Annotated in this window: 20 protein-coding genes; 6 read left to right on the top strand and 14 right to left on the bottom strand. The window is 47.2% G+C overall.

Going from position 1 to position 20,233, the window contains the following annotated elements; all coding sequences use genetic code 11:
• Position 1: 1 nt before the first annotated feature.
• Positions 2-1,099 (top strand): GerAB/ArcD/ProY family transporter, encoded by a 1,098-nt coding sequence (locus GON05_RS05545; protein WP_157318208.1) that lies wholly within the window; start codon positions 2-4, stop codon positions 1,097-1,099.
• Positions 1,100-1,131: 32 nt separating this feature from the next.
• On the opposite strand, the gene GON05_RS05540 is transcribed toward GON05_RS05545, so the two are convergent.
• From GON05_RS05540 to GON05_RS05525, 4 genes are all read right to left on the bottom strand, one after another.
• The gene (locus GON05_RS05540) at positions 1,132-2,511 is read right to left on the bottom strand and encodes a sedoheptulokinase (protein WP_157318207.1); all 1,380 of its coding nucleotides are present in this window, start codon (positions 2,509-2,511) and stop codon (positions 1,132-1,134) included.
• A gap of 90 nt (positions 2,512-2,601) precedes the next feature.
• Entirely contained in the window at positions 2,602-3,519 is a 918-nt protein-coding gene (locus tag GON05_RS05535) for a nucleoside hydrolase (RefSeq protein WP_157318206.1), read from the bottom strand.
• Positions 3,520-3,558: 39 nt separating this feature from the next.
• A complete protein-coding gene (locus GON05_RS05530) occupies positions 3,559-4,653 on the bottom strand; it encodes a low temperature requirement protein A (RefSeq protein WP_157318205.1) in 1,095 nt (364 codons plus the stop codon).
• A 67-nt stretch (positions 4,654-4,720) separates the two neighbouring features.
• Positions 4,721-6,274 (bottom strand): FAD-dependent oxidoreductase, encoded by a 1,554-nt coding sequence (locus GON05_RS05525; protein WP_157318204.1) that lies wholly within the window; start codon positions 6,272-6,274, stop codon positions 4,721-4,723.
• A gap of 219 nt (positions 6,275-6,493) precedes the next feature.
• Between GON05_RS05525 and GON05_RS05520 the strand changes: the two genes are divergently transcribed.
• On the top strand, positions 6,494-8,872 hold the full coding sequence (locus GON05_RS05520) for an immune inhibitor A domain-containing protein (protein WP_420819855.1): 2,379 nt from the start codon (positions 6,494-6,496) through the stop codon (positions 8,870-8,872).
• Positions 8,873-8,948: 76 nt separating this feature from the next.
• On the opposite strand, the gene GON05_RS05515 is transcribed toward GON05_RS05520, so the two are convergent.
• Positions 8,949-9,302, bottom strand: a complete 354-nt coding sequence (locus GON05_RS05515) for a group I truncated hemoglobin (RefSeq protein WP_157318203.1) — start codon at positions 9,300-9,302, stop codon at positions 8,949-8,951.
• Between the two features lie 67 nt (positions 9,303-9,369).
• The gene (locus GON05_RS05510; RefSeq protein WP_157318202.1) at positions 9,370-10,590 is read right to left on the bottom strand and encodes an MFS transporter; all 1,221 of its coding nucleotides are present in this window, start codon (positions 10,588-10,590) and stop codon (positions 9,370-9,372) included.
• Positions 10,591-10,763: 173 nt separating this feature from the next.
• On the opposite strand from GON05_RS05510, the gene GON05_RS05505 reads away from it, so the two are divergent.
• Together GON05_RS05505 and GON05_RS38785 are read left to right on the top strand one after the other, a co-directional pair.
• Positions 10,764-11,087, top strand: coding sequence for a winged helix-turn-helix transcriptional regulator (locus tag GON05_RS05505; protein WP_157318201.1), 324 nt, complete (start codon positions 10,764-10,766; stop codon positions 11,085-11,087).
• A 24-nt stretch (positions 11,088-11,111) separates the two neighbouring features.
• Positions 11,112-11,270: a hypothetical protein gene (locus GON05_RS38785; RefSeq protein WP_181646433.1), complete on the top strand. Its 159-nt coding sequence runs from the start codon at positions 11,112-11,114 to the stop codon at positions 11,268-11,270.
• Between the two features lie 74 nt (positions 11,271-11,344).
• Here GON05_RS38785 and GON05_RS05500 read toward each other — a convergent pair whose 3' ends face one another.
• Both GON05_RS05500 and GON05_RS05495 read right to left on the bottom strand, forming a co-directional pair.
• On the bottom strand, positions 11,345-11,620 hold the full coding sequence (locus GON05_RS05500) for a DUF6171 family protein (RefSeq protein WP_157318200.1): 276 nt from the start codon (positions 11,618-11,620) through the stop codon (positions 11,345-11,347).
• Positions 11,621-11,626: 6 nt separating this feature from the next.
• Positions 11,627-13,120 carry an alpha-N-arabinofuranosidase gene (locus GON05_RS05495; protein WP_181646432.1) on the bottom strand — a complete coding sequence of 498 codons (1,494 nt, stop codon included), beginning with the start codon at positions 13,118-13,120 and terminating at the stop codon, positions 11,627-11,629.
• 210 nt (positions 13,121-13,330) lie between these two features.
• Here GON05_RS05495 and GON05_RS05490 point away from each other — a divergent pair, with 210 nt between their 5' ends.
• On the top strand, positions 13,331-13,489 hold the full coding sequence (locus GON05_RS05490) for an asparagine synthase (RefSeq protein WP_127449393.1): 159 nt from the start codon (positions 13,331-13,333) through the stop codon (positions 13,487-13,489).
• 84 nt (positions 13,490-13,573) lie between these two features.
• On the opposite strand, the gene GON05_RS05485 is transcribed toward GON05_RS05490, so the two are convergent.
• Positions 13,574-14,353 (bottom strand): phytanoyl-CoA dioxygenase family protein, encoded by a 780-nt coding sequence (locus GON05_RS05485; protein WP_157318199.1) that lies wholly within the window; start codon positions 14,351-14,353, stop codon positions 13,574-13,576.
• Positions 14,354-14,471: 118 nt separating this feature from the next.
• On the opposite strand from GON05_RS05485, the gene GON05_RS05480 reads away from it, so the two are divergent.
• Positions 14,472-15,311: an AraC family transcriptional regulator gene (locus GON05_RS05480; RefSeq protein ID WP_157318198.1), complete on the top strand. Its 840-nt coding sequence runs from the start codon at positions 14,472-14,474 to the stop codon at positions 15,309-15,311.
• Positions 15,312-15,355: 44 nt separating this feature from the next.
• Here GON05_RS05480 and GON05_RS05475 read toward each other — a convergent pair whose 3' ends face one another.
• The 5 genes from GON05_RS05475 to GON05_RS05455 form a co-directional block, all read right to left on the bottom strand.
• The gene (locus GON05_RS05475) at positions 15,356-16,261 is read right to left on the bottom strand and encodes an S-layer homology domain-containing protein (protein ID WP_309491912.1); all 906 of its coding nucleotides are present in this window, start codon (positions 16,259-16,261) and stop codon (positions 15,356-15,358) included.
• 433 nt (positions 16,262-16,694) lie between these two features.
• Entirely contained in the window at positions 16,695-17,549 is an 855-nt protein-coding gene (locus GON05_RS05470; protein ID WP_157318197.1) for an SDR family oxidoreductase, read from the bottom strand.
• A gap of 2 nt (positions 17,550-17,551) precedes the next feature.
• Positions 17,552-18,634 (bottom strand): mannonate dehydratase, encoded by a 1,083-nt coding sequence (gene uxuA / locus GON05_RS05465; protein ID WP_157318196.1) that lies wholly within the window; start codon positions 18,632-18,634, stop codon positions 17,552-17,554.
• Between the two features lie 25 nt (positions 18,635-18,659).
• Positions 18,660-19,331, bottom strand: coding sequence for a GntR family transcriptional regulator (locus tag GON05_RS05460; protein WP_181646431.1), 672 nt, complete (start codon positions 19,329-19,331; stop codon positions 18,660-18,662).
• A gap of 532 nt (positions 19,332-19,863) precedes the next feature.
• Entirely contained in the window at positions 19,864-20,082 is a 219-nt protein-coding gene (locus tag GON05_RS05455) for a hypothetical protein (RefSeq protein ID WP_127449381.1), read from the bottom strand.
• Positions 20,083-20,233 lie beyond the last annotated feature (151 nt).

The raw sequence follows: 20,233 nt of genomic DNA, 5'->3' as shown, positions 1-20,233 counted from the left end.
CATGCATCAACAAATAAATAAAAAGTTCACTGTTTCTCCTTACCTGCTTAGCTTCATTATTTATTCCAGTGTGATCGATGCCGGTATGATGTATTTCCAGCGTGATCTGGTCCAGGATGCCGGGTATGACGCTTGGCTTTCTATTTTAATTGCGGCAGCTGCCGTACATCTCATCATTTGGATGATGTATAAGATTCTATCGAGCAGTAATCAGGCAGATACAACGATTGTGTCCATTAACCGCCGTTATTTCGGTAAAATTGTTGGGACTTGTTTTAACCTGGCCATTGCGTTGTATTTCAGTTTTGGCGCTTTCTGTACATTTAGAACCTACCTCGAAGTCGTACAGGTTTGGATATTTCCCTACATGCAAATGATGCCGCTTACGCTGGTTGCACTTGTACTCATTTACTATACGGTGTCTGGAGGTTTTCGAACGGTTACCGGCTTAAGCTTCTGGGCAACTTGCAGTATTTTTCTATTTATTGCACCGCTGACACTTATGGTTATTCCCTATTTGCATCCGCAAAACATGCTTCCTGCCCTCAATCATTCGACGGCGCAAATCCTCAAGTCTACCGAAACCATGTTTCCTCACTTTTTAGGATTCGAAGTGCTTTTGGTCATGTATCCATTCATCGAGCAGCAAGCAAAGTCACAAAAATGGGCGCAATTGTCCATTGTCATCGCCATCGGTATGTACATGCTGGTCGCTCTCGTTGCATTCATGTACTATAGCGAAGGCCAAATTATTCACACCATTTGGCCGACGCTGAATATGATTTCGATTGTTGAATTTCCTTTGATGCAAAGAGTGGAATATATTATAATTTCCATTTGGTTTGTTAAAATGCTGGCCAATATCTCGCTGGGCTTGTGGTCGGCTACTCACAGCTTGAAGCTTTCAATCCGTGCGAATCCTCGCCTATCTTTGATCATCATCCTTGTGTTATTTATCGCCGGGCAGCTGATTGTCAAAGATCACGAACGATTGCAATTAACGAATTCCTTCTATGGCTTGACGGGCATCTACTTCACTGCCGTGTTCATCCCCTTGATGCTTATCGTTACGCGTTTTAAAAGAAAGAGGAGTCAGTAGCAAGCTCCGATGCCGTCTCCGTAAAGGTAAGTTTAGCGATCATCTGAATCGCTTCTTTGCATCCTTTGAAGCGCTTCTGAATAGTCGCTATATAGGCCGCTTCCCACTGCAGCATGAATAGCAGCGCCAAACGCCGCTTCCTCTTTCACTCTTGGGAATATAAGCGGCAATTGCCATTTGGTACGAGCCATCTGCTGCATGGCCATGTTCTTGCGTATGCCATTACCGGATACGGCCAATCTTGTTAACTGCTCAAGGAGCTCTGCCGGGAGGCACTTCGTAAATCCATCCAACTCATCCAAGATGCCATGAAGAAAGCCGACAATCAGCTGCTGAGGATTAAAATTATTCGGCCTGATCCCTTCAATACTTCCCGTCCTATGCGGATGTTCTCTGGTTCCGTAAAACTGGGTACCTACCTTGAGGGTAGGCACTGACTCTATGATAGCTTCCTCTGCTAGTCGATTCATAGTTTCATAGAAGCTTCTATTATCCAGTAAACCGAATGTGCTGCAAACATCACGAAAAAATTGCTCCAGCAGCTCATACGATTTCCCACCGCTGAGCGAAGCTCCCACAAGCAAATACCCGCCATCCATGAATGGACGTGTTTCCAAATGAGGGCTTTCGAAATATGCCGGCGAGTAGACGGACACTTGCGAGCCTGTTCCGATATTCACGAGCAAGGTTCCTCGAAAAGTAGGTACTGCCCCCAAGAAGCTGGCTTGGTTATCGCCGATCGCCCACAGCACCTTTTTCCCATCTGCCGTATCACCCGCGATAGCAGTATGGTGGACAAGTTCCGGCAGAAATTCAGCATCCATCCCGGCTGCGATTAACTGATCTTTGTCAAATTGCCTGTTCGGCAGCGTGAATAGACCAATGCTTGCCGCATTGGAACTGTCGATGCAAGGTGTTTTCTCATCACATAGCTGCATGGCCACATAATCGCCTATCGTGCACAGCTTCACTGCGCTGCCCGGAAGATTCCCCTGTTTGGTTAGATAATAATGAGTAACTAAGCCGTATCCGGTATGTAAATCAAAGCCGGTAAGTTCACTTAACTCCATGGCATACGATCGGCCTGATTCCAAAAGCAGCTCGCCTCGGCCATCCTGCCAAGTCACGAGCGGGCTAACTGCCTTGCCTTCTTTGCTTACATACAGTATGCCGTGCATTTGACAGGAGATCCCGATTGCTCGCACATCCTCCCAGTCATCCTGACATTCTTCTATTAACGATTGAACCAACTGGACAATTCTGTCCGCCTGCTGGGTACGTTCCCAAAATTCCTTCGAAGGAAGCGCCGCATCATTTTTGGTGGACGCTATGCGTATGACGCGCCCATCCTCAGCGTTCGTTACGATGAGACATATGGAAGTTGTGCCTATATCAATTCCGGCTATGTACATAAGTTTGCTCCTCTCAAATATAAATTGCCTCACCGCAAAAAAATCCCCCACATCCAAGGGATGGAGGGATTCCCAATTAGCATTACTCTGTCAGCTTCCCAACTTGCTGAAGAAATCTTTAAACACACGGTCACGCCGAACAAAGTGAATATAACGAATAAAATGCCGCGAAGCATCAAAGCTGTAGCGGAAATCTTCCGACAGAATCGGGCTGTGCACCAGCTCATTCGGCAGCCAGCTTTCATTGATCAGATATGCGATCGTCGCAATATCCCAAATGACACGCGAATAGGCAAAATGGTCTTTCGCACAATTCTCATACGTTTCATAGAGATACTTGCCGATCTCTCCCTGATCTTTCACAAACTCCCGCACTTCAGATAACGTTGTAAGCAGGTGCGAAGTGACGCCCATACACGGAATCAGCACGAGCGGCACGCCGCAATTGAGCACAGTTCGAGAAGCGTGCAAATCCTGCGCAAGGTTGAATTCTTTTGTATCTGGCCAAGGCAAAGAGTGTCCGCCGAGCCAAACGACGACGATTTTCTCGATGATGCTCGGCTCCATCAAGATCGCGGAAGCGACGTTCGTTATGGCGCCGATCGCTACTACATACAGCGGATCGTCCTCAGGAGAGGCCATCGCCCGCTCCACCAAATTTCTCGCCGCATCGCTTTCTTGCGGCGTCTCGGCTCCGGATAAATATCCCGTCGATCCGCGGTAGATCGGGATGCCGGACATTTCCGGCAGCAGTGCAGAAATTTTCTGCAGTTCGCGGTAGCTTTTCTCCATGCCATCGGCTGGCCCGTCTGATAATTCATTATGAAATGGTGCCGCATAAAAAGCTTCAATTTGCAGCTGCTCAGGGGATTTCAACGCATAAACGACAGCGAACTGATCGTCGATTTCATTATAAGTATCCGTATCCAGCACCATGCGGACTTTTTTGCCTGGATGAGCTAATCGCTGCAGCAGCTTTTCTTGCGTTATTTTCGGAAATGAAATCATTGAGCGGTGCCTCCCTTAAATTCTTGTTTGCTTGGACAACTAACGGGTTGCTAATCTCGCATAAACCAGAAAAAACAAGGCCATTTCAGCCATAATCACATAGTTAGGTACAACGATAAACAAGTCGATAACAAAGAACCCGCCTAAAATTCCTAAAAATAGTGCCAAATGAACGGGTCTCAGCTGCAGGTGCTTATGCCGGTACCGATGAAAAATGATCGTCGTCGAGACGAAGTACAACAGAACAGAGAGAAATACCATCACCAAAATAAAGTGGTAATCCAATTGCTCCAAAAATAACAGTTGAATCGATGCCGCGATTGTACTTAGGGATAAATAAACGAGCAAATGACCGTAAATAATCGTTTGTCCGGCCGTTTGCAGCGCCTTATCCACTTTTCGCTCGATATTCTCAAAATACTGCCACCAAATCCCAATAACTAGAATAAAAGCCAGCGCGGCAAACAAAATCGATGCCCATGTACCATTGCTATTCTGTAAAACAGCCAACGTACTCACGACTGATTCCCCTAATAGAATGAGCGTAAATAAGGCAAACCGTTCCAATAAGTGGTGCGTGTTAATAGGCGTATGTACCAGGAATCGTCTACCAATGACCGGTAGAAATACATCTATGGCAATTCCCGCGTAGAGAATCAGATACCTGACCCAGGAGTCGAAAAATAAGGATGCGCTCGAAATCACGATGCCGATCCAAAACCGCGTCCCTAGAAATCGCGCCGTCGCAGCACGATGGGATTCTTCCCCTTTATGAATCGCTAAGTATTGAAGAGCTGTTAACACCCTTGAACCTATGTATCCTATAAAAAATGGAACATAATATCGATCAAAATCCGGCGATAAACTAAACGTCATGATGAGCACAAAAAACAGTTGCAGAATCATGTAGATGCGGTGAGCGAAGACGTCCTGCCCATATCGGTTGTTAAACAGCGTTTGCCCTACCCATGCCCACCAGATGGGAATAAAAATAAGCACAAATTTGATGATATACTCCAGTGAAACCGTCCCGTGGTCAGCATGCAGCAGCACATGTGTTGCCTTAGATACGGCAGCTACAAACAGCAAGTCATAAAAAAGCTCTAACCACGTTACTTTCTTTGCGATGTTCATATCAGTCCCCCATTTACGGAAATCATATAGCTTGCCTATATTATACCGAACAAACGGGGGTGAATTGTTATTTTTTTTGCTCGCCGCGTACATCCACCTGCGTTAGCGGTTGTTTGGCTGGCCCTTCGATCACAGTGCCTGTATAAGAAAACCGCGAGCCATGACATGGGCAGTCCCATGATCTCTCCGCCTCGTTCCACTCGACCTCACAGCCCATGTGCGTACAAGTCGTATCAACAACATGCAGCTCTCCGCTCGTATCCCGGTAGGCGCCTGCTCGCTTTCCGTTCACTCGAACTACAGCGCCTTCGTCGTTTTGCAGCTCCTCTGCTTCCCGATGGACGATATCGAACTTCCCGGCTATTAGATGCTTGGCGATATTTGCATTCGACATGATAAAGGTTTTGATCATAGGGTCCGCATGAAATCTGGATGGTGAAAAGAGCTCTTCATAGGGACTCTTCTCACCTGCTATGAGGGCTGTATTGAGAATCGCCGCAGCGACACTGGTGGTCATTCCCCACTTTTTAAAGCCCGTCGCGATCAAAATGTTCGACTCATCAGAGACCTCTCGCCCAATATAAGGCAGCTTGTCGAGTGTTAACAAATCTTGCGCCGACCAATGATACCTGACTTCCTGCAAGTTGAATTGGGCAACGCCAAACTGCCGCAGCGCCTCGTAATACTGAAACGTACAAATCCCTTGTCCCGTCTTGTGGCTCTCTCCGCCTATTAGCAGCAGCTCCTCCCCATTCACCATCACCGTGCGAAGCGAACGTGCAGGCGTATCCGCATTGATATACATGCCGCCAGCCAAACTTATTTCGGTTTTAGCCGCAAGGGCATACGATTTCTCCGCGTGCAGCCTTGCAAAGTAAAAACCGTTTCGGTCATTAAACGGAAAATGAGAAGATGACACGACAAAGTTACAAGTAATTCGAAACCCTTCGCTTGTCTTCACGGTTGCCGGAGTTCCTTTGTCCACACCCACAACAGTCGTTTGTTCAAATATTTGTCCGCCAAGCTGAATGAACGCTTGTGCGATATGTTTCAGGAAGGGAATCGGATCGAACTGCGCCTGGTTTTTCATCACAATCGCCGCCTGGGTCTGGAACGGCAGCGGTGGTTGCGCCAAATAACCTCCAGGAATTCCGAGCTTTTCGTAAGCTTTACTTTCAGCCTCTATCTTCGCCACATTCGCTTCCTCAATGGTATAGATGTAGGCATCCTCTTCTTTGAACTGGCAGGGGATCGCCTGCTCAACGACCAATTTCTTTATAAAATTCAAAGCGTCACGATTCGCTTCGTAATAAAGCCGCGACTTCTCTTCGCCGAAATGAGAAATAAATTCGTCATACACCAAATCATGCTGCGCGGTGATTTTAGCAGTTGTGTGCCCTGTTGTGCCGTTTGCAATTTTGCCTGCATCAACAAGAACAACCTTGAACCCTTTACTTGCAAGCAAATAAGCGGTTGTCATCCCCGTGATGCCTGCACCTACCACAGCCACGTCAGCTTCAATGTCGTTGGCCAGCTTTGGATAAGTTGGCATCTCGGTCTCGCTTAGCCACACCGATTTGGGAAACTGCGGGAATGGGTCCTTACTTGGGTCGAACGACATAATAACAGCCTCCTGAAAACCCTTTTTTGGATAAATTAACCTCTTTTATCTTCTTTTATTCTACAAATTCCACCGTTCCGAAAAGTAGGAAAAGTCGAAAAAGGAAATAAGTGGTAGGTCGAATTGTGCAGGTCTAGCAGCACTTACTAGATTTGCGAATCTATTATTTAATTTAACTGTACAACGGTCAATTAAATTTTCTAATAGGAGGTTTGATGATTGAATAAGACCATCATGAAAATGACGAACGTGTTTTTTGCTACAAGTTTAACGGTAGGACTTTTTGCAACCACGGCATCCGCCGCAGAAACCGGCTACTCGGAAGCACTGGAGGCACTGGACGCACCACCGATCGATGCGATGATCGTGAACGACGAACGTCTGGCCAAGGGGCTAATGGATCGAGGTCTTTTGAACAAAAGCGCAACACCAGAACAAATATCCAAAGCAGTAAAAAGCTATTTATCTGTCAAAAATAAGAAACTAGCAAACACCAAAGCGGATCAGAAGAACAGACTGCATGATGAAATGGATAAAAAGTCGAAAGATTTTGTCGCGAAACAAAAAGTGAAGTTATTATCGCAAATGAACCATGGCATGGATAATCTCAAGATCGGCAACGGCAACGGAATCCCTATCCCATCCGCCAAGCAAGATCGTTATAACGGCCCTGTTCGAGAGGACAAAGTCCTTGTGCTGTTGACCGAATTTGCCGACGTAAAACATAACAATGTGAAACAAGAACCTGGTTTCATGTACGCCAAAGATTTCAGTCCGGAGCATTATCGTAAGCTCATGTTTGGCGATAAAGATTTTAAATTGTTCGATGGATCGAAAATTCAAACCTTTAAGCAATACTACGAAGAGCAGTCCGGCGGCAGCTATACGGTTGATGGCTACGTCTCTGACTGGTTAACGGTTCCCGGTACTGCCGCTCAGTATGGAGACGATAACCCTGCTGGCGGTCATGATAACCTGGCCCCGCTTGGTCCTCGCGACCTCGTCAAAGATGCGCTTAACGCCGCTGTTGCCAAAGGCATTAACTTGGCTGATTATGATAAATTCGATTTGTACGACCTGGATGGCGACGGTAATCAAAATGAACCCGACGGTTTGGTCGACCATCTCATGGTCATCCATGCGGGTACAGGGCAAGAAGCCGGCGGCGGCGCCTTAGGCGACAATGCCATTTGGTCCCATCGTTGGACGCTGGATGGCGTGTTCCCGATTGCGGGAACCTCAACCCCCGTCAGCTATTGGGGCGGCAAGATGGCCGCTTACGATTATACGATACAGCCTGAGGACGGCGCAGTCGGCGTATTCGCTCATGAATTCGGGCATGATTTGGGACTGCCGGATGAATACGACACCCAATACTCCGGGCAAGGCGAGCCGATTGCTTCTTGGTCAATTATGAGCGGCGGCAGCTGGAACGGAAATATTGCCGGTACGACTCCGACCTCTTTTTCACCGCAGAATAAAGATTTCTTCCAAAAAACGATGGGCGGCAATTGGGCTAACGTCACCGAGGTTAACGCTTCGGACATTAACCAATTAGGGAAGGCGGCCATTATTGATCAAAGTGTAACGAAGTCGAAAAATCCTGGAATCGTCAAAGTCAATTTGCCGGATAAAGCCGTCCAAGGCATTCAGCCCGCTTTTGGCTCCCGCTACTATTACAGTACTAAAGGCGATAACCTGCATACGACGCTATCTACGCCGGAATTTGACTTGACCAATGCGCAAACAGCGACGTTTGATTTTAAATCCTTGTATGAGGTTGAGTTCGAATACGACTATCTGACGGTAACGGCGGCTACCTATGATGGACAAGAAGTAACGCTCGATGTTATTGGGGACAACGACACGAACGGAGACGCACGCGCCGAAACCTCGAATGGGGCTTGGGTGGATAAATCCTACAACTTAGCGCCTTTCATTGGCAAAAAAGTGACGCTGAACTTCGACTATGTGACCGATGGCGGACTCGCTCTGAACGGTTTTGCTATGGATAACGCGAAATTAATCGTTGATGGAAAAGTAGCGTTCTCCGATGACGCTGAAGGAGCTTCCGCTTTTAAACTGGACGGCTTCGTTCAATCCAATGGGATGGAATTGAAGAAGCACTACTATTATCTGGAGTGGAGAAACTACGAAGGAGCTGACAAAGCGCTGGCGTTCAGCCGCGGAGTTAAGTACAACACCGGACTCGTCGTATGGTATGCCGATGACAGTTATCTGGATAACTGGGTTGGGGTTCATCCAGGACAGGGCTTCCTCGGTGTTGTAGACTCTCATGCCGCACCGCTGGTGTTCAAGAAAGACGGACAAGATTCCGTCTCTCAAACAACCCGCTATCAAGTTGCGGATGCAGCCTTTTCGCTGGATAAAACACCGGCATGGTACGTCAATAATGAGACGAGAGGTGAATACAACTACAAATCGTTGCCGGGCGTTGAGGAATTCTCCGATGCCAAGTTGTATTCGAATGAGCTGATTCCAGACGCGGGCCGCTTGGTGCCGAAATTCGGATTGAAATTCCGGGTCATCGGTGAAGCGAAAGATAATTCTGCCGGATTGATTTGGATTCACAAATAAAGCGATTTGAATCTTTTGAAAAAGGGACTGTCCATAATTATGGACAGTCCCCTTCTCATTTTAACCTCAAATCTGGCTACTTATAAAGAATATCGTCTTTGAGCGAAGCAACATGCGTAATCACTTGATCAATCTCGGGTTGGGGCACTTCAAAGTGCGCAAGAGCTTCGGAGAGATGGTTGGCAACGGCATTAAAATGCACCGGCTGTAAATTCATTCCCTTATGGGCTCTAGCCATCGAGAAACCCGAATATTGATTCGGGCCACCTAAAGCAAAGGAAATAAACTTGGTTTGATGCTTCCGTTGTTTTTCCATGTCCGTGTTCTTAAAAAACTCATTCACCGTATCATCAGCTAAAATAAGTTCATAGAAATAATCGACTACTTTAGCGATTGCGGGCTCTCCGCCAATTTTTTCATATAACGTCATTGTTTGATCCACAGATTTCATCCTTTACAAGTGAGTTCTATGGATATTTTCTCCTGAATTGTTAGATTCATGCCTGGATTTTTTTACGCTCCAACTTGGCTGATACGGCTGTGAGAACAACAGCTACCAAGACCATTAAACCGCCGATCCATGGTGTTTGCTGCAGACCGATCGTGTCGACAACCAAGCCACCAACCAATGAGCCTATAGCAATCCCGACATTGAAAGCCGCGATATTCAAGGCGGAAGCAACATCTACGGCGGATGGGACATATTTTTCAGCGAGTTGAACGATATTTAACTGAAGACCTGGCACGTTCATGAACGCGAGCAGCCCCATCAAGAAGACACCAATCAAACCTGCCACTTTGAAAGGTAACAAGAACGTTAACACGATCAGAATAACCGCGTGAACAATAAACATCCAAAACAATGCGCGAAGCGGATTGTGATTCGCCCATTTTCCGCCGACCGAGTTACCGATCGCCACCGCAACCCCGTAGACAAGCAGCACGATAGAAACGACACTTGTATTAAGTCCTGTTACATCTTGCAAAATCGGGGTTAAATAAGTGAAAGCAACAAATGTTCCTCCATATCCAAGCGCTGTGATGGCATACCCCAGAATCAAACGGGAGTTCGTTACCAAACGGAGCATATCCGAAAACTTGGCAGGTGGCGATTGTTTCAGATTTTTTGGAATTAATATTGAAATGGCGATGATTGCAATAACACCAAGCAAAGCTACTCCCCAGAACGTGGCTCTCCAGCCTAACGATTGTCCAATAAACGTTCCAAGCGGTACCCCGGTAACCGTTGCGACTGTCAGTCCAGTGAACATTAAGGCAATGGCGCTGGCTTTTTTCTGCGGTGGAACGAGCTGGACGGCAATCGTCGCGCCGATCGAGAAGAAGACACCATGCGAAAAGGCGGTTATAAAGCGAGCAACCAGCAGAAATGAGAATGACGTGGAAATCGCGGCAGCGACATTTCCAACAATGAATATGACCATGAGAAGCATCAGTAATGTCTTGCGGTTCATCCGGTTTGTGAGTGCAGTCAGGATTGGCGCGCCAATTGCAACCCCGATGGCGTAACCGGAGATGAGAAGTCCGGCAAGTGTAATCCCGATGTGCAAGTCATCGGCAACCGATGCTAGAAGACCAACGGGAACGAATTCGGTCGTCCCAATCCCGAACGCACTGATGGCCAGCGCAAGGAGCGCCCATTTCCCTGAAAGCAGCTTATCTTTCTGTATAGATGCAGCTGGTGCGATAGTTTGACTCATAAATATCCTCCTATTTGAATGGATGTGATCTGCAGCAACACTTTACTTTTGTTGTCTGAGTGTTATTATAGGATCACAAGAACTATTTGATAAGTACGCACTTTGAAGTTCTATAGATACTCCAAAGTACTATAGGTACTTAAAAGTTCCTACCCTAAATACGGAGGTAAACTATGCCTTATAATGTTCCCGTTGAAGCTACGCTTGATGTAATCGGCGGCAAATGGAAGGTCGTCATTTTATGCCATTTGGATAAAGGCGACAAACGTACAAGCGAATTAAAAAGATTGATGCCAGATATCACGCAGAAAATGCTTACGCAGCAGCTGCGCGAGCTTGAGCATGACGGTATGGTGAAAAGAACGAGCTATGAGCAAGTACCGCCCAAAGTTGTCTATTCTTTAACACCGTATGGGTGGTCATTCAAGCCGATCCTCGATGCCATGTGTGCCTGGGGGGAGCAGCATATCCTGCAAAACGAGTTAGTAGAAGTATAGTAACAACACTTGGAGGCGATGGATGTGAAAATCATGATTTCAGCCGCGGAAGCTATTGAAAAAGGCGTATGGAATGATATTTTACGACTCTTTGGTCGGGATAAAAATGAAGAAATATGGCCCAAAGAGGAATTCATTTTGACCGAAGAGCAGGCCATCCAATTGAAGTTGATTAAGAAGTAGGGTTCAATCAGTTCCTGAATAATGAATAGGCCTTCCGAGAAGTAGATATCTTGCTACTTCTCGGAAGGCCTATTTTACATATATCGCTGCCATCCCGTCCCGCCCGGATATGGACAGCTCTTGTCCCGCAGCTTGGCGGCAATTCGCACAATACATCCGCATAGCGAGCACGTATGACCGCCGACGAGCTTAGGACACTCGCTGCACCGGCTTAACCGCTCACGGTACACCGAATCGGGAACACAGGCTTCTGCTGACTGAAACATAGGTGCTTGCAGCATCTTGTCAATTTGCTCAGCCGTAACTTTGAAATCCTCGCGGCATCCTTTGCACTGGCGATTCTCAAGCATCACGGCTTACTCCGCGGTCAATGCCAAAACCGTGACGGACATCGGAGGAAGCTCCGCATGGATCACCTGATCGATCAAGTTGAACGCTGTGAATTCCGTTGGACTGACTTTATCTGTCTCTTCGAAAGTATTGTGGCCGTCAATAGCATCTGAAGTCAATGTTGTACCTTGCACAGATACTAATTTGTCGACCAAGCCGCGCAGCCCGACCTCTACCTTTGCGCCAGCTTGATGATCCAGATTGCAAAGGCTGATATGTATCCGGCCCTCTTCATCTTTGGAAGCCGAAACGGAGATTTGTGGAATGGCTTGTTTCCCCTCGCCAAGTTCCGTAATGGACTGGTGCACATCCAACAGCTGCGCATCCTGGTGAACCTTATACATGTCGAATACATGATAGGTTGGCGTAAGCACCATTTTCTCGCCTTCCGTCAGGATCACAGCCTGCAGCACATTCACAAGCTGCGCGATGTTCGCCATCTGCACGCGATCACAATGCTCATTAAAAATGTTCAGTGAAATCCCGGCGACTAACGCATCACGAATCGTATTCTGCTGATACAGAAAGCCTGGATTCGTTCCTGGCTCCACGTCGTGCCACGTCCCCCACTCATCAACGAGCAGCCCGATTCGCTTGTCCGGATCGTACTGATCCATAATAGCGGAATGTTTGCTGATCAGTTCCTCCATGAACAAGGCTTTCTTCAACGTTACGCGCCACATGTCTTCAGGGAATCCGGTTGCCGCCCCTTTCTCCTGCCAGGAATCACCGGGAACCGTGTAATAATGCACCGTAATAGAATCCATAAAACGATGAGCCTGCTTCATCAAAGTTTCCATCCAATGATAGTCGTCTGTGTTCGGCCCACAAGCAATTTTATGTATGCGATTGCTGCCATAATTGCGGACATAGGTCTGAAATTGGCGGTACAGATCTGCGTAATATTCAGGCCGCATGTTCCCTCCACAGCCCCAATTCTCATTGCCCACGCCGAAGTATTTCACTTTCCACGGTTCAGGTCTGCCGTTTGCCTCGCGCAATTCAGCCATAGGCGACACACCTTCAAAGGTCAAATATTCGACCCAATCGGCCATCTCTTGAACGGTTCCGCTGCCAACATTGCCGTTGATATACGGCTCACATTCCAGCATCTCACAGAGCATCATAAATTCATGCGTCCCAAAATGATTATTTTCCACCACACCGCCCCAATGGGTATTAATCATTCGTTTCCGGTTTTCTTTCGGACCGATGCCGTCCTTCCAGTGGTATTCGTCTGCGAAGCAGCCGCCTGGCCAACGTAATACCGGGATTTTCATCTTTTTTAACGCAGCGGCGACATCGTTCCGAATCCCTTTCGTATTAGGAATTTCTGAATCTTCGCCCACCCATAAACCTTCGTAAATGCATCGTCCCAAATGCTCGGAAAAATGTCCGTAAATATTGCGATTAATCGTGCCTTTCGCGCGATCGGCGTTAACAGTTATCCGGTTAGTCACAGAAATTCGCCCCTTAAATTAATATTTTTATTAATCGATAAGTAATTTCATAAATTCAATTATTATCATAAGTTGATCTTCCTGCTTTTGCAACCGTTTTTTTGAATCGTCAGCCCCCATGGATCCCCAATGCTTCCAGACGGATAATTTCCTTTCTTTTGATCTAAAATAAGCTTTGTCTTTCCAAATAAACTGGTGGGAGTGATACACATGCGTGAAGGTTTGATCCCTGCTGTTCTTGGAACTGTCGTAACGGCTTCTGCTGCTTCCTTACTCGGTAGCAAGTATAAGCTTGCAGCAACTGGTGTGCTCGGATTTGGCCTGGCTCATGTCGTTCTAGGGGCTATTGACCTCATCGAACATCGGTAGCGCTTGGGAAGGCTCGCAAACTGTGAAAAAGACCTAACGGATGATATTCATCCGTCAGGTCTTTTTCTGTTGAAATGAATGTAGTTATACATTCAATATATAACGCGCGGCAGGACTTATTCGGTCGTAAGTCCTCTTGCGAATATAGGCAGCCTGGTCGAGCTGCTGCTTGTGTTCTCTCGCCGTGAAATACGCGTGAAGAGCACGCCTCGTCTTGGCTGTTTGGTTCAGCGTGCCGCCGTGCCAGAGGTGCGAATTGAAGACGCCGACGGAACCGGCAGGGGCGACAATCAACTCCTCCTGCGGGTGGGGCGCAAGGGGATCTATGCCGTAATCACGGGGATAACCAGGCAGCTTATGCGTTCCGGGTACGACGCGGGTAGCCCCGTTCTCTGGCGTGAAGTCGTCAATTAGCCAGATCGAATTGCACACGTGGAACGGCTCGTGTTCTTGGCGTGCGCCCCAATCCGCATGAAGCACCTGCAGTCCGGCGCCAGGAATAGCATCACGCGCGTTCAGCGAGGAAAGCATGAATTCCCGCTGCAGCACGTGATAGATAGAAGCCAATAGCTTCGGATGCGTATAGACCCTGTCAAAGCATTCTCCTTTATTCACCAGGTCGGAGAGCCTCCGTGTCCCTTCCTCCTGATGAACCTCTTTCCCTGCGTTCATCCCCTCTTTGTCCATTAACTCTTCATACTTGGCGCGAAACGTTTCTAGCTCATCTGTGTTTAACATCCCGGTAAACAAGACGAAACCTCGGTCATCGAGACTTTTCTTCTCTTCAGCCGTCAAAAGATCGTCCGAAATACCCAATGCCGATAAAGCCTCTTCAATCTTGTGAATATCTGCGTTTTGATGCATGCTCACACCCCCTGAATCAACTGTTCTATTCTATGCTTATATGCTAAGCTATTCATAAGGATTTATCGATTCTGAGAGCTGCGACAAACCTATTCATTCTTGCGAAAGGTACTGGAAAATGAGCGCTATATTCTTAAAGCGGCCGGTCTTGGAAGGTGCGATCGCTTTTCATCGCAAAGCCAGAGAAAGCTGTCATTTTCCCCTGCACCGTCATGAGGCCATGATGGAGATTCTTTTTATAGCTGAGGGAGAAGCGGACTATTGGATTGATGGTAAGCATTATGAAGCGCGGGCCGGAGATATGGTCATCTTTCGTCCTCTGGTGTGGCACGAAGAGCGTTCACGCATCGAAGCCCCGTTTTCCTTTTATTATGCAGGATTTCACTCTCTTCAGGTGGAAGGATTGTCGGCGAATCACCTTCTGGAGGATGATGAACAGCCGGTATTCTCTGTAAGTTCAAATGCTGAGCGGATCAAACATCTCTTTCAAGAGCTCTGTGACGAGGTTAATGAAGGCTGGTCGGAGGCGTTAACTTCAAGTGGTTTGCTGCTCGAGCTGCTGCTTTTGGAAGTTCATCGAACGAAACATCATGCCCCTGGGAAGACAGCGCGTTTGTCCTCGCAAACCGCGATAACAAAGGCAAGACGATACATCGAAGAGCGGTACCACGAACCCCTCACGATCAAACAAATTGCTGACCACGTTTATCTGAGCCCCTCGCATCTAAGCCACTTGTTTCGGGACGCTTACGGGGAGAGCCCGATTCAATTCGCCATTCACCAGCGCATCCACGCGGCTCGCCGTTATTTGACAACTACCGAGTTCTCCGTGGAACAAATCGCACGATTAGTCGGATATGAGAGCGTCACAGCTTTTCAAAATTTGTTTAAAAAAGCGACCGGTCTCGCTCCTGGAACATTCCGGAAAGAAACACTCCGACCTAGCGAGTCGCAATAAAAAAAGTGCTTCTCTCATCACGCATGACGAGGAAGCACTTTTTATTATTTTGCAGATGGTTCAGCTACAGCTTTGTATTTGGAAGAGACGTACGTGACCGCTTTCGGTTCCGTAATCACTTGAACGTTCATGGCATCCGGCGCAGGATCGACCAGTTTGTAAGAAATAACGGCATTGCCGTCTTCTCCAAATTGGATACCGGTAATTTCAATCCCATATCCCCCAGTTGGTTTCGTTTCCCGAGACAATGTCACCTTGTTAACATCATCGGAAACTTTCTCAACATTAACAGCAACGGTTTCTGTTGGCGCTGGAACCTGAGTGTGCGCGTCCAACACTTTGCTTGCGTTATAAACCCAAGTCGCTGCTTCGCCGCGCGTAATTTCCGCTTTTGGGCTTAGCTTGCCGTTGTTATCGAGTGCGGCAATTTTATAAGCGAGCATACGCTGTAGAGCACCTTGATACTCCGGTGTAATTTGATCAGCATCCTTAATGTCCGCCGGTTTGATGTTAATCAGCGGGAAATTGCCTTTTTTCTCAAGCGCAGTCATAAGTAACGCCCCGAATTGCTCACGTGTAATGCTAGCATTCGGATTCACATCTTTCGGAAGATCTACGCCGTTGTAATGAGCGATGATGAACGCTTCGGCATACCAAGAGTCATTTTGGACGTTTGTATAGAAATCAGAAGCAAGCGGCTGCTTGACGAAACGGAGCAAATCCATATTCAGACCCAAACCTTTTACAATGATTTGGACGGATTGCGCGTAGCTAATTTTTCCTTTTGGAGCAAAATGTTCGTGATCCATACCACTTACAACGCCACGATCATGCAGTGCATTAATCGCCTCGGCTTGTCCACTTTCAACATCCGAGAAGGCAAATGCAGTATTAAATGACAATGCTCCCAATAAAACAGTCGATAGTGCGGCAGTAGCTAATTTTTTCACAGTAACTATTCTCCTTTTAACAAGTTATTTTTTATCACCCTTTCGAGTTACCTATTAAACGGAGCTGTTTCAAAAAAGGTTGCACGCGTTTGAATAAATTTTCGAAAAAGTGATTATTGGCTTGTTATGAGCCCGGGGAGCATAGCATTACATAGACATTTGGCGGAGGGGAAAACTCCTATTTGCGCTAAACTGGTCAACAACGATACACCTTTGAGGAACTACAGGCCGCTAATTCTAGCAAATTCAGCCGTTTCCACGTTCAAGCGGAATTATAGGGCGTTATTTGAGCGGCAAATCCCGTTTTCTATAGGTAAATGGACAAATAACGGCCCACAGTTCCCCTCCACAAAAAAGAGCGCTATTTCAGATGAAATAGCGCCCTATCGTTCACTGCCAGGGAGCAATCGCCTAAGCGATAGCAGCAAATTCCCTATACGCCCGAATAGGCCATGAATCCGCCGTCCACCGGAATGGTGGCGCCGGTTACGAAGCCGGACATGTTAGGGTCCGTCAACCAAAGCAGCGTGCCGAGCAGATCTTCGGGTTTCCCGAATCGGCGCATCGGCGTGTGGGTAATGATTTTGTGCGAACGCTCCGTGAGCGTACCGTCTTCCTTCAGCAGCAGCTTCTCGTTCTGCTTCGTCAAGAAGAAGCCCGGCGCAATCGCATTGACGCGAATACCGCTTTCCGCCAAATGCACAGCTAACCACTGCGTGAAGTTATCAATGGCGGCTTTAGCAGCGCTGTAAGCCGGAACTTTCGTCATTGGCGACGGCGCGCTCATCGACGAAATATTGATGACGGTGGCGTCTTGTCTGCCGATCATTTGTTTTGTAAAAATCTGCGTCGGAATCAACGTGCCGACAAAGTTCAAGTCAAGCACATTGCGGAATCCCGTCACGCTTAGGTCATAGAAGGTCTGAATATCCGGATTCGCCAAGTCTTCCAGCTTGAACGTTTCGTTCGTCGTGTTCGCACTGGCATGATTGCCTCCGGCGCCATTGATCAAGATATCGCACGGTCCGAGTTGCTCCAGGATCGCTTCTGCGGCCTGTGCTACACTCTCTGCATCCGTTACGTCGCAGGACAAAGCAATGGCTTCGCCGCCTGCTGCGGCAATCTCAGCCACGACCTCCTGCCCTTTTTCCACGGTACGGTTCAGAATGGCGATTCGCCCGCCTTGGCGTGCGAGTTCCAAGGCCATAACCCGGCACAATACGCCGGCTCCTCCTGTAATAACGACAACTTTACCTTGCAATGCTGGAAAATTCGTAATGCCCTTCATGTCTAGTCCCCCATCCTTCCGGATTGTAATTTTCTGCGGTTTGCGTCCCACAATCCCCATAAGTACATAATGCCAAGCGCACGATCATACAGGCCGTAACCGGGTCTGCATTGCTCGCCCCAAATATGTCGTCCATGATCCGGACGGCAAAATCCTTCATAATCATTTTCATGCAGCGCGTTCACAATGCCGGCGATATCTACGGTTCCGTCTGTTGTCCGATGTGAAGTTTCAATGAAATCGCCATTCTCGTACACACGTACATTGCGAATATGCGCAAAAGGAATCCGATCAGCGAACTCATTCACGATTCCAACAATATCATTCGCCGGATTCGCACCAAGCGATCCGCTGCACATCGTCAGCCCATTATATGGACTATCTACGAGTCCCAGGAAACGGCGAATATTGGCTTGACTCGTAATAATGCGCGGTAGTCCAAAAATAGGCCAAGGCGGGTCGTCCGGATGAATCGCCATTCGGATATCATATTTTTCGGCAAAAGGAATGATGGCTTCAAGGAAATATTTAGCATTGTCAAAAAGCTGCTCTTCCGTCACTTCGCGGTAGGCATCAAATAATTCAGTCAGACTTCCCAGACGTTCCGGCTCCCAGCCCGGCATCGTGAAGTTCGGATTGGCATTAATTCGCTGTACCTGCTCTTCCAAGTTCAGATGGGCAACTTTTTCTTTTTCATAAAATAGCGCTGTGGATCCATCTTCCAATTCCTTATGCAGATCGGTCCTTACCCAGTCAAAAACGGGCATAAAGTTATAACAGATCACTTTCACGCCGACCTCAGCCAGCTTAACGATCGTTTTCTTATAATTGTCTATGTAGAGATCGCGGCTGGGCAGCCCGAGCTTGATATCCTCATGAATGTTAACGCTTTCGACGACCTTCATATGAAGACCGGCCTTATCTGCGGCTTCCTTAACCTGCAAGATTTTATCCATCGGCCACTCTTCACCAGCCGGAACATCGTGGAGCGCCCAAACAATGCCCTCTACACCAGGGATTTGCTTGATTTGTTCAAGTGTTACCGTATCATTGCCTTCGCCAAACCAGCGAAATACCATTTTCATTGCAGATAGCGCCTCCTGTCATTCCTTATTTGAAATACGTCGGAAATTTCTCCTTTAATACAGTTTGATCCGTAACCGTGAGGTGAAGATGTGTATTCATCACTTTTTCAGCTTTGCCGGCTTCGTGATGTTCAATTGCATCCACCATCTGTTCGTGCTGCTCGTAGAGCTCATCCCACCTGTGATCGGCGGCTAATCTTAGCATGCGAGTCCGATTTAGATGAACATTCACTTGCTGGATGATTGCCCAGGTATTCAGCTTTCTGCATCCCTCAAAGATCGTCCGATGGAAAGCTTCATCCAATTCAAACATCTTCTTAAAATCCTTCTCGCTCATGGAAACTTGCTGATAAGCGAGATTGGTACGCAGCAGCTGCAAGGAATCCGCCGGAAAGCTTTCACAAGCTAAGGAAATAACAGCCCGTTCAAGCTGCTCTCGAATAAAACGAGCTTCCTCCACACGCTCCAGGTCGATAAGGGAAACAACCGTACCGCGCTGAGGATAGATATCCAGCAACCCTTCTTGCGATAACTGAACGAAGCTCTCACGCACCGGCGTTCGGCTCACACCAAATTGAACGGAGATTTCCTTCTCCGAAATACCTGTTCCCGGTAGCAAATCCAGCATAAGAATTTGCTCTTTCAGAGCCTGATAAACCGCATCGCGTGTCGTGCTTGTTATGGGTTTGATTTTCAACGTTGTGATTCACCTCCCGTATCCAAATGTTATTACCATACTACCATACAAGTATGGTAGTGGGGAAGTGGGTTCTTCATGTTCATCATTTTGGAACAATCTATCGTATAGGAATTGCTCGCCTGCATGAGGCGTTTACACATCAAAAAGCCTGACGGATCAAACTCCGCCAGGCTGTGTTTCAGCTACTTTACTCGCCCCACCAAATACTCCTTTTAAGCAACTTATAGCTAACTTCCACCTGTACCGAATGGTTGAGTGTGGAATTGGCTGTGCGCATTGGCTTTCTTACGGACTGAGATGACCTTATTCAATGAAAAACGGGCTATCTGAAATTCTAACGGACTCGAATGCCGCTATTTACATAAATAACATGAGAAATGGCTAGTTTTTTGAGCAATAACGGCTCTGGAGTCCGTTAAAAATTGGATAGAGCCAATTTAGCTGAAATAGCGGCTGCCAGGTCCGTTAGCGAAAACAAGACGAAAAAAAGACCGCATCTTTGCCAAAAGCGCAAAGATACGGTCTTTTCTTATCGAATTAAATACACAATATAAGCCACCAATGCTAGTAAGCCTGCTGCGATCGAAACGACGTAGAAAGAAGTTAGACGTGCCCATTTGACCCCGGTTTTCTGAAAATATGTGGTGTCGCCTTCCCTGTTTTTACGTGAAAAACCAATCATAAAGGTTGTAACCAATCCAAATAACAAGATAAGCGAGAATATCGCATAGTAGATGTACATGTTCATTGTGATTACCCCATTTTATATTTAGTAGAAGCCCTGATGTCCTCATTATAGCGAAAAGTGGTCTGATTTTCATCCTCCACTTTAACGTTTTTTCAACCATCCAATTTGCTCTTTCGTCACATGTACACCCATTTCTATGTATCTATTTATA

This window comes from Paenibacillus anseongensis (assembly GCF_009757995.1).
Taxonomy (GTDB): Bacteria; Bacillota; Bacilli; order Paenibacillales; family NBRC-103111; genus Paenibacillus_E; species Paenibacillus_E chondroitinus.
This window is presented reverse-complemented; position numbering and strand designations above follow the sequence as displayed.

Bases quoted from the DNA above. Each gene is read 5' to 3' on its own strand.
- GON05_RS05545 (WP_157318208.1), top strand. From the start codon at position 2: ATGCATCAACAAATAAATAAAAAGTTCACTGTTTCTCCTTACCTGCTT.
- GON05_RS05540 (WP_157318207.1), bottom strand. From the start codon at position 2,511: ATGTACATAGCCGGAATTGATATAGGCACAACTTCCATATGTCTCATC.
- GON05_RS05535 (WP_157318206.1), bottom strand. From the start codon at position 3,519: ATGATTTCATTTCCGAAAATAACGCAAGAAAAGCTGCTGCAGCGATTA.
- GON05_RS05530 (WP_157318205.1), bottom strand. From the start codon at position 4,653: ATGAACATCGCAAAGAAAGTAACGTGGTTAGAGCTTTTTTATGACTTG.
- GON05_RS05525 (WP_157318204.1), bottom strand. From the start codon at position 6,274: ATGTCGTTCGACCCAAGTAAGGACCCATTCCCGCAGTTTCCCAAATCG.
- GON05_RS05515 (WP_157318203.1), bottom strand. From the start codon at position 9,302: ATGACGTTATATGAAAAAATTGGCGGAGAGCCCGCAATCGCTAAAGTA.
- GON05_RS05510 (WP_157318202.1), bottom strand. From the start codon at position 10,590: ATGAGTCAAACTATCGCACCAGCTGCATCTATACAGAAAGATAAGCTG.
- GON05_RS05505 (WP_157318201.1), top strand. From the start codon at position 10,764: ATGCCTTATAATGTTCCCGTTGAAGCTACGCTTGATGTAATCGGCGGC.
- GON05_RS05500 (WP_157318200.1), bottom strand. From the start codon at position 11,620: ATGCTTGAGAATCGCCAGTGCAAAGGATGCCGCGAGGATTTCAAAGTT.
- GON05_RS05490 (WP_127449393.1), top strand. From the start codon at position 13,331: ATGCGTGAAGGTTTGATCCCTGCTGTTCTTGGAACTGTCGTAACGGCT.
- GON05_RS05485 (WP_157318199.1), bottom strand. From the start codon at position 14,353: ATGCATCAAAACGCAGATATTCACAAGATTGAAGAGGCTTTATCGGCA.
- GON05_RS05480 (WP_157318198.1), top strand. From the start codon at position 14,472: ATGAGCGCTATATTCTTAAAGCGGCCGGTCTTGGAAGGTGCGATCGCT.
- GON05_RS05470 (WP_157318197.1), bottom strand. From the start codon at position 17,549: ATGAAGGGCATTACGAATTTTCCAGCATTGCAAGGTAAAGTTGTCGTT.
- uxuA (WP_157318196.1), bottom strand. From the start codon at position 18,634: ATGAAAATGGTATTTCGCTGGTTTGGCGAAGGCAATGATACGGTAACA.
- GON05_RS05455 (WP_127449381.1), bottom strand. From the start codon at position 20,082: ATGAACATGTACATCTACTATGCGATATTCTCGCTTATCTTGTTATTT.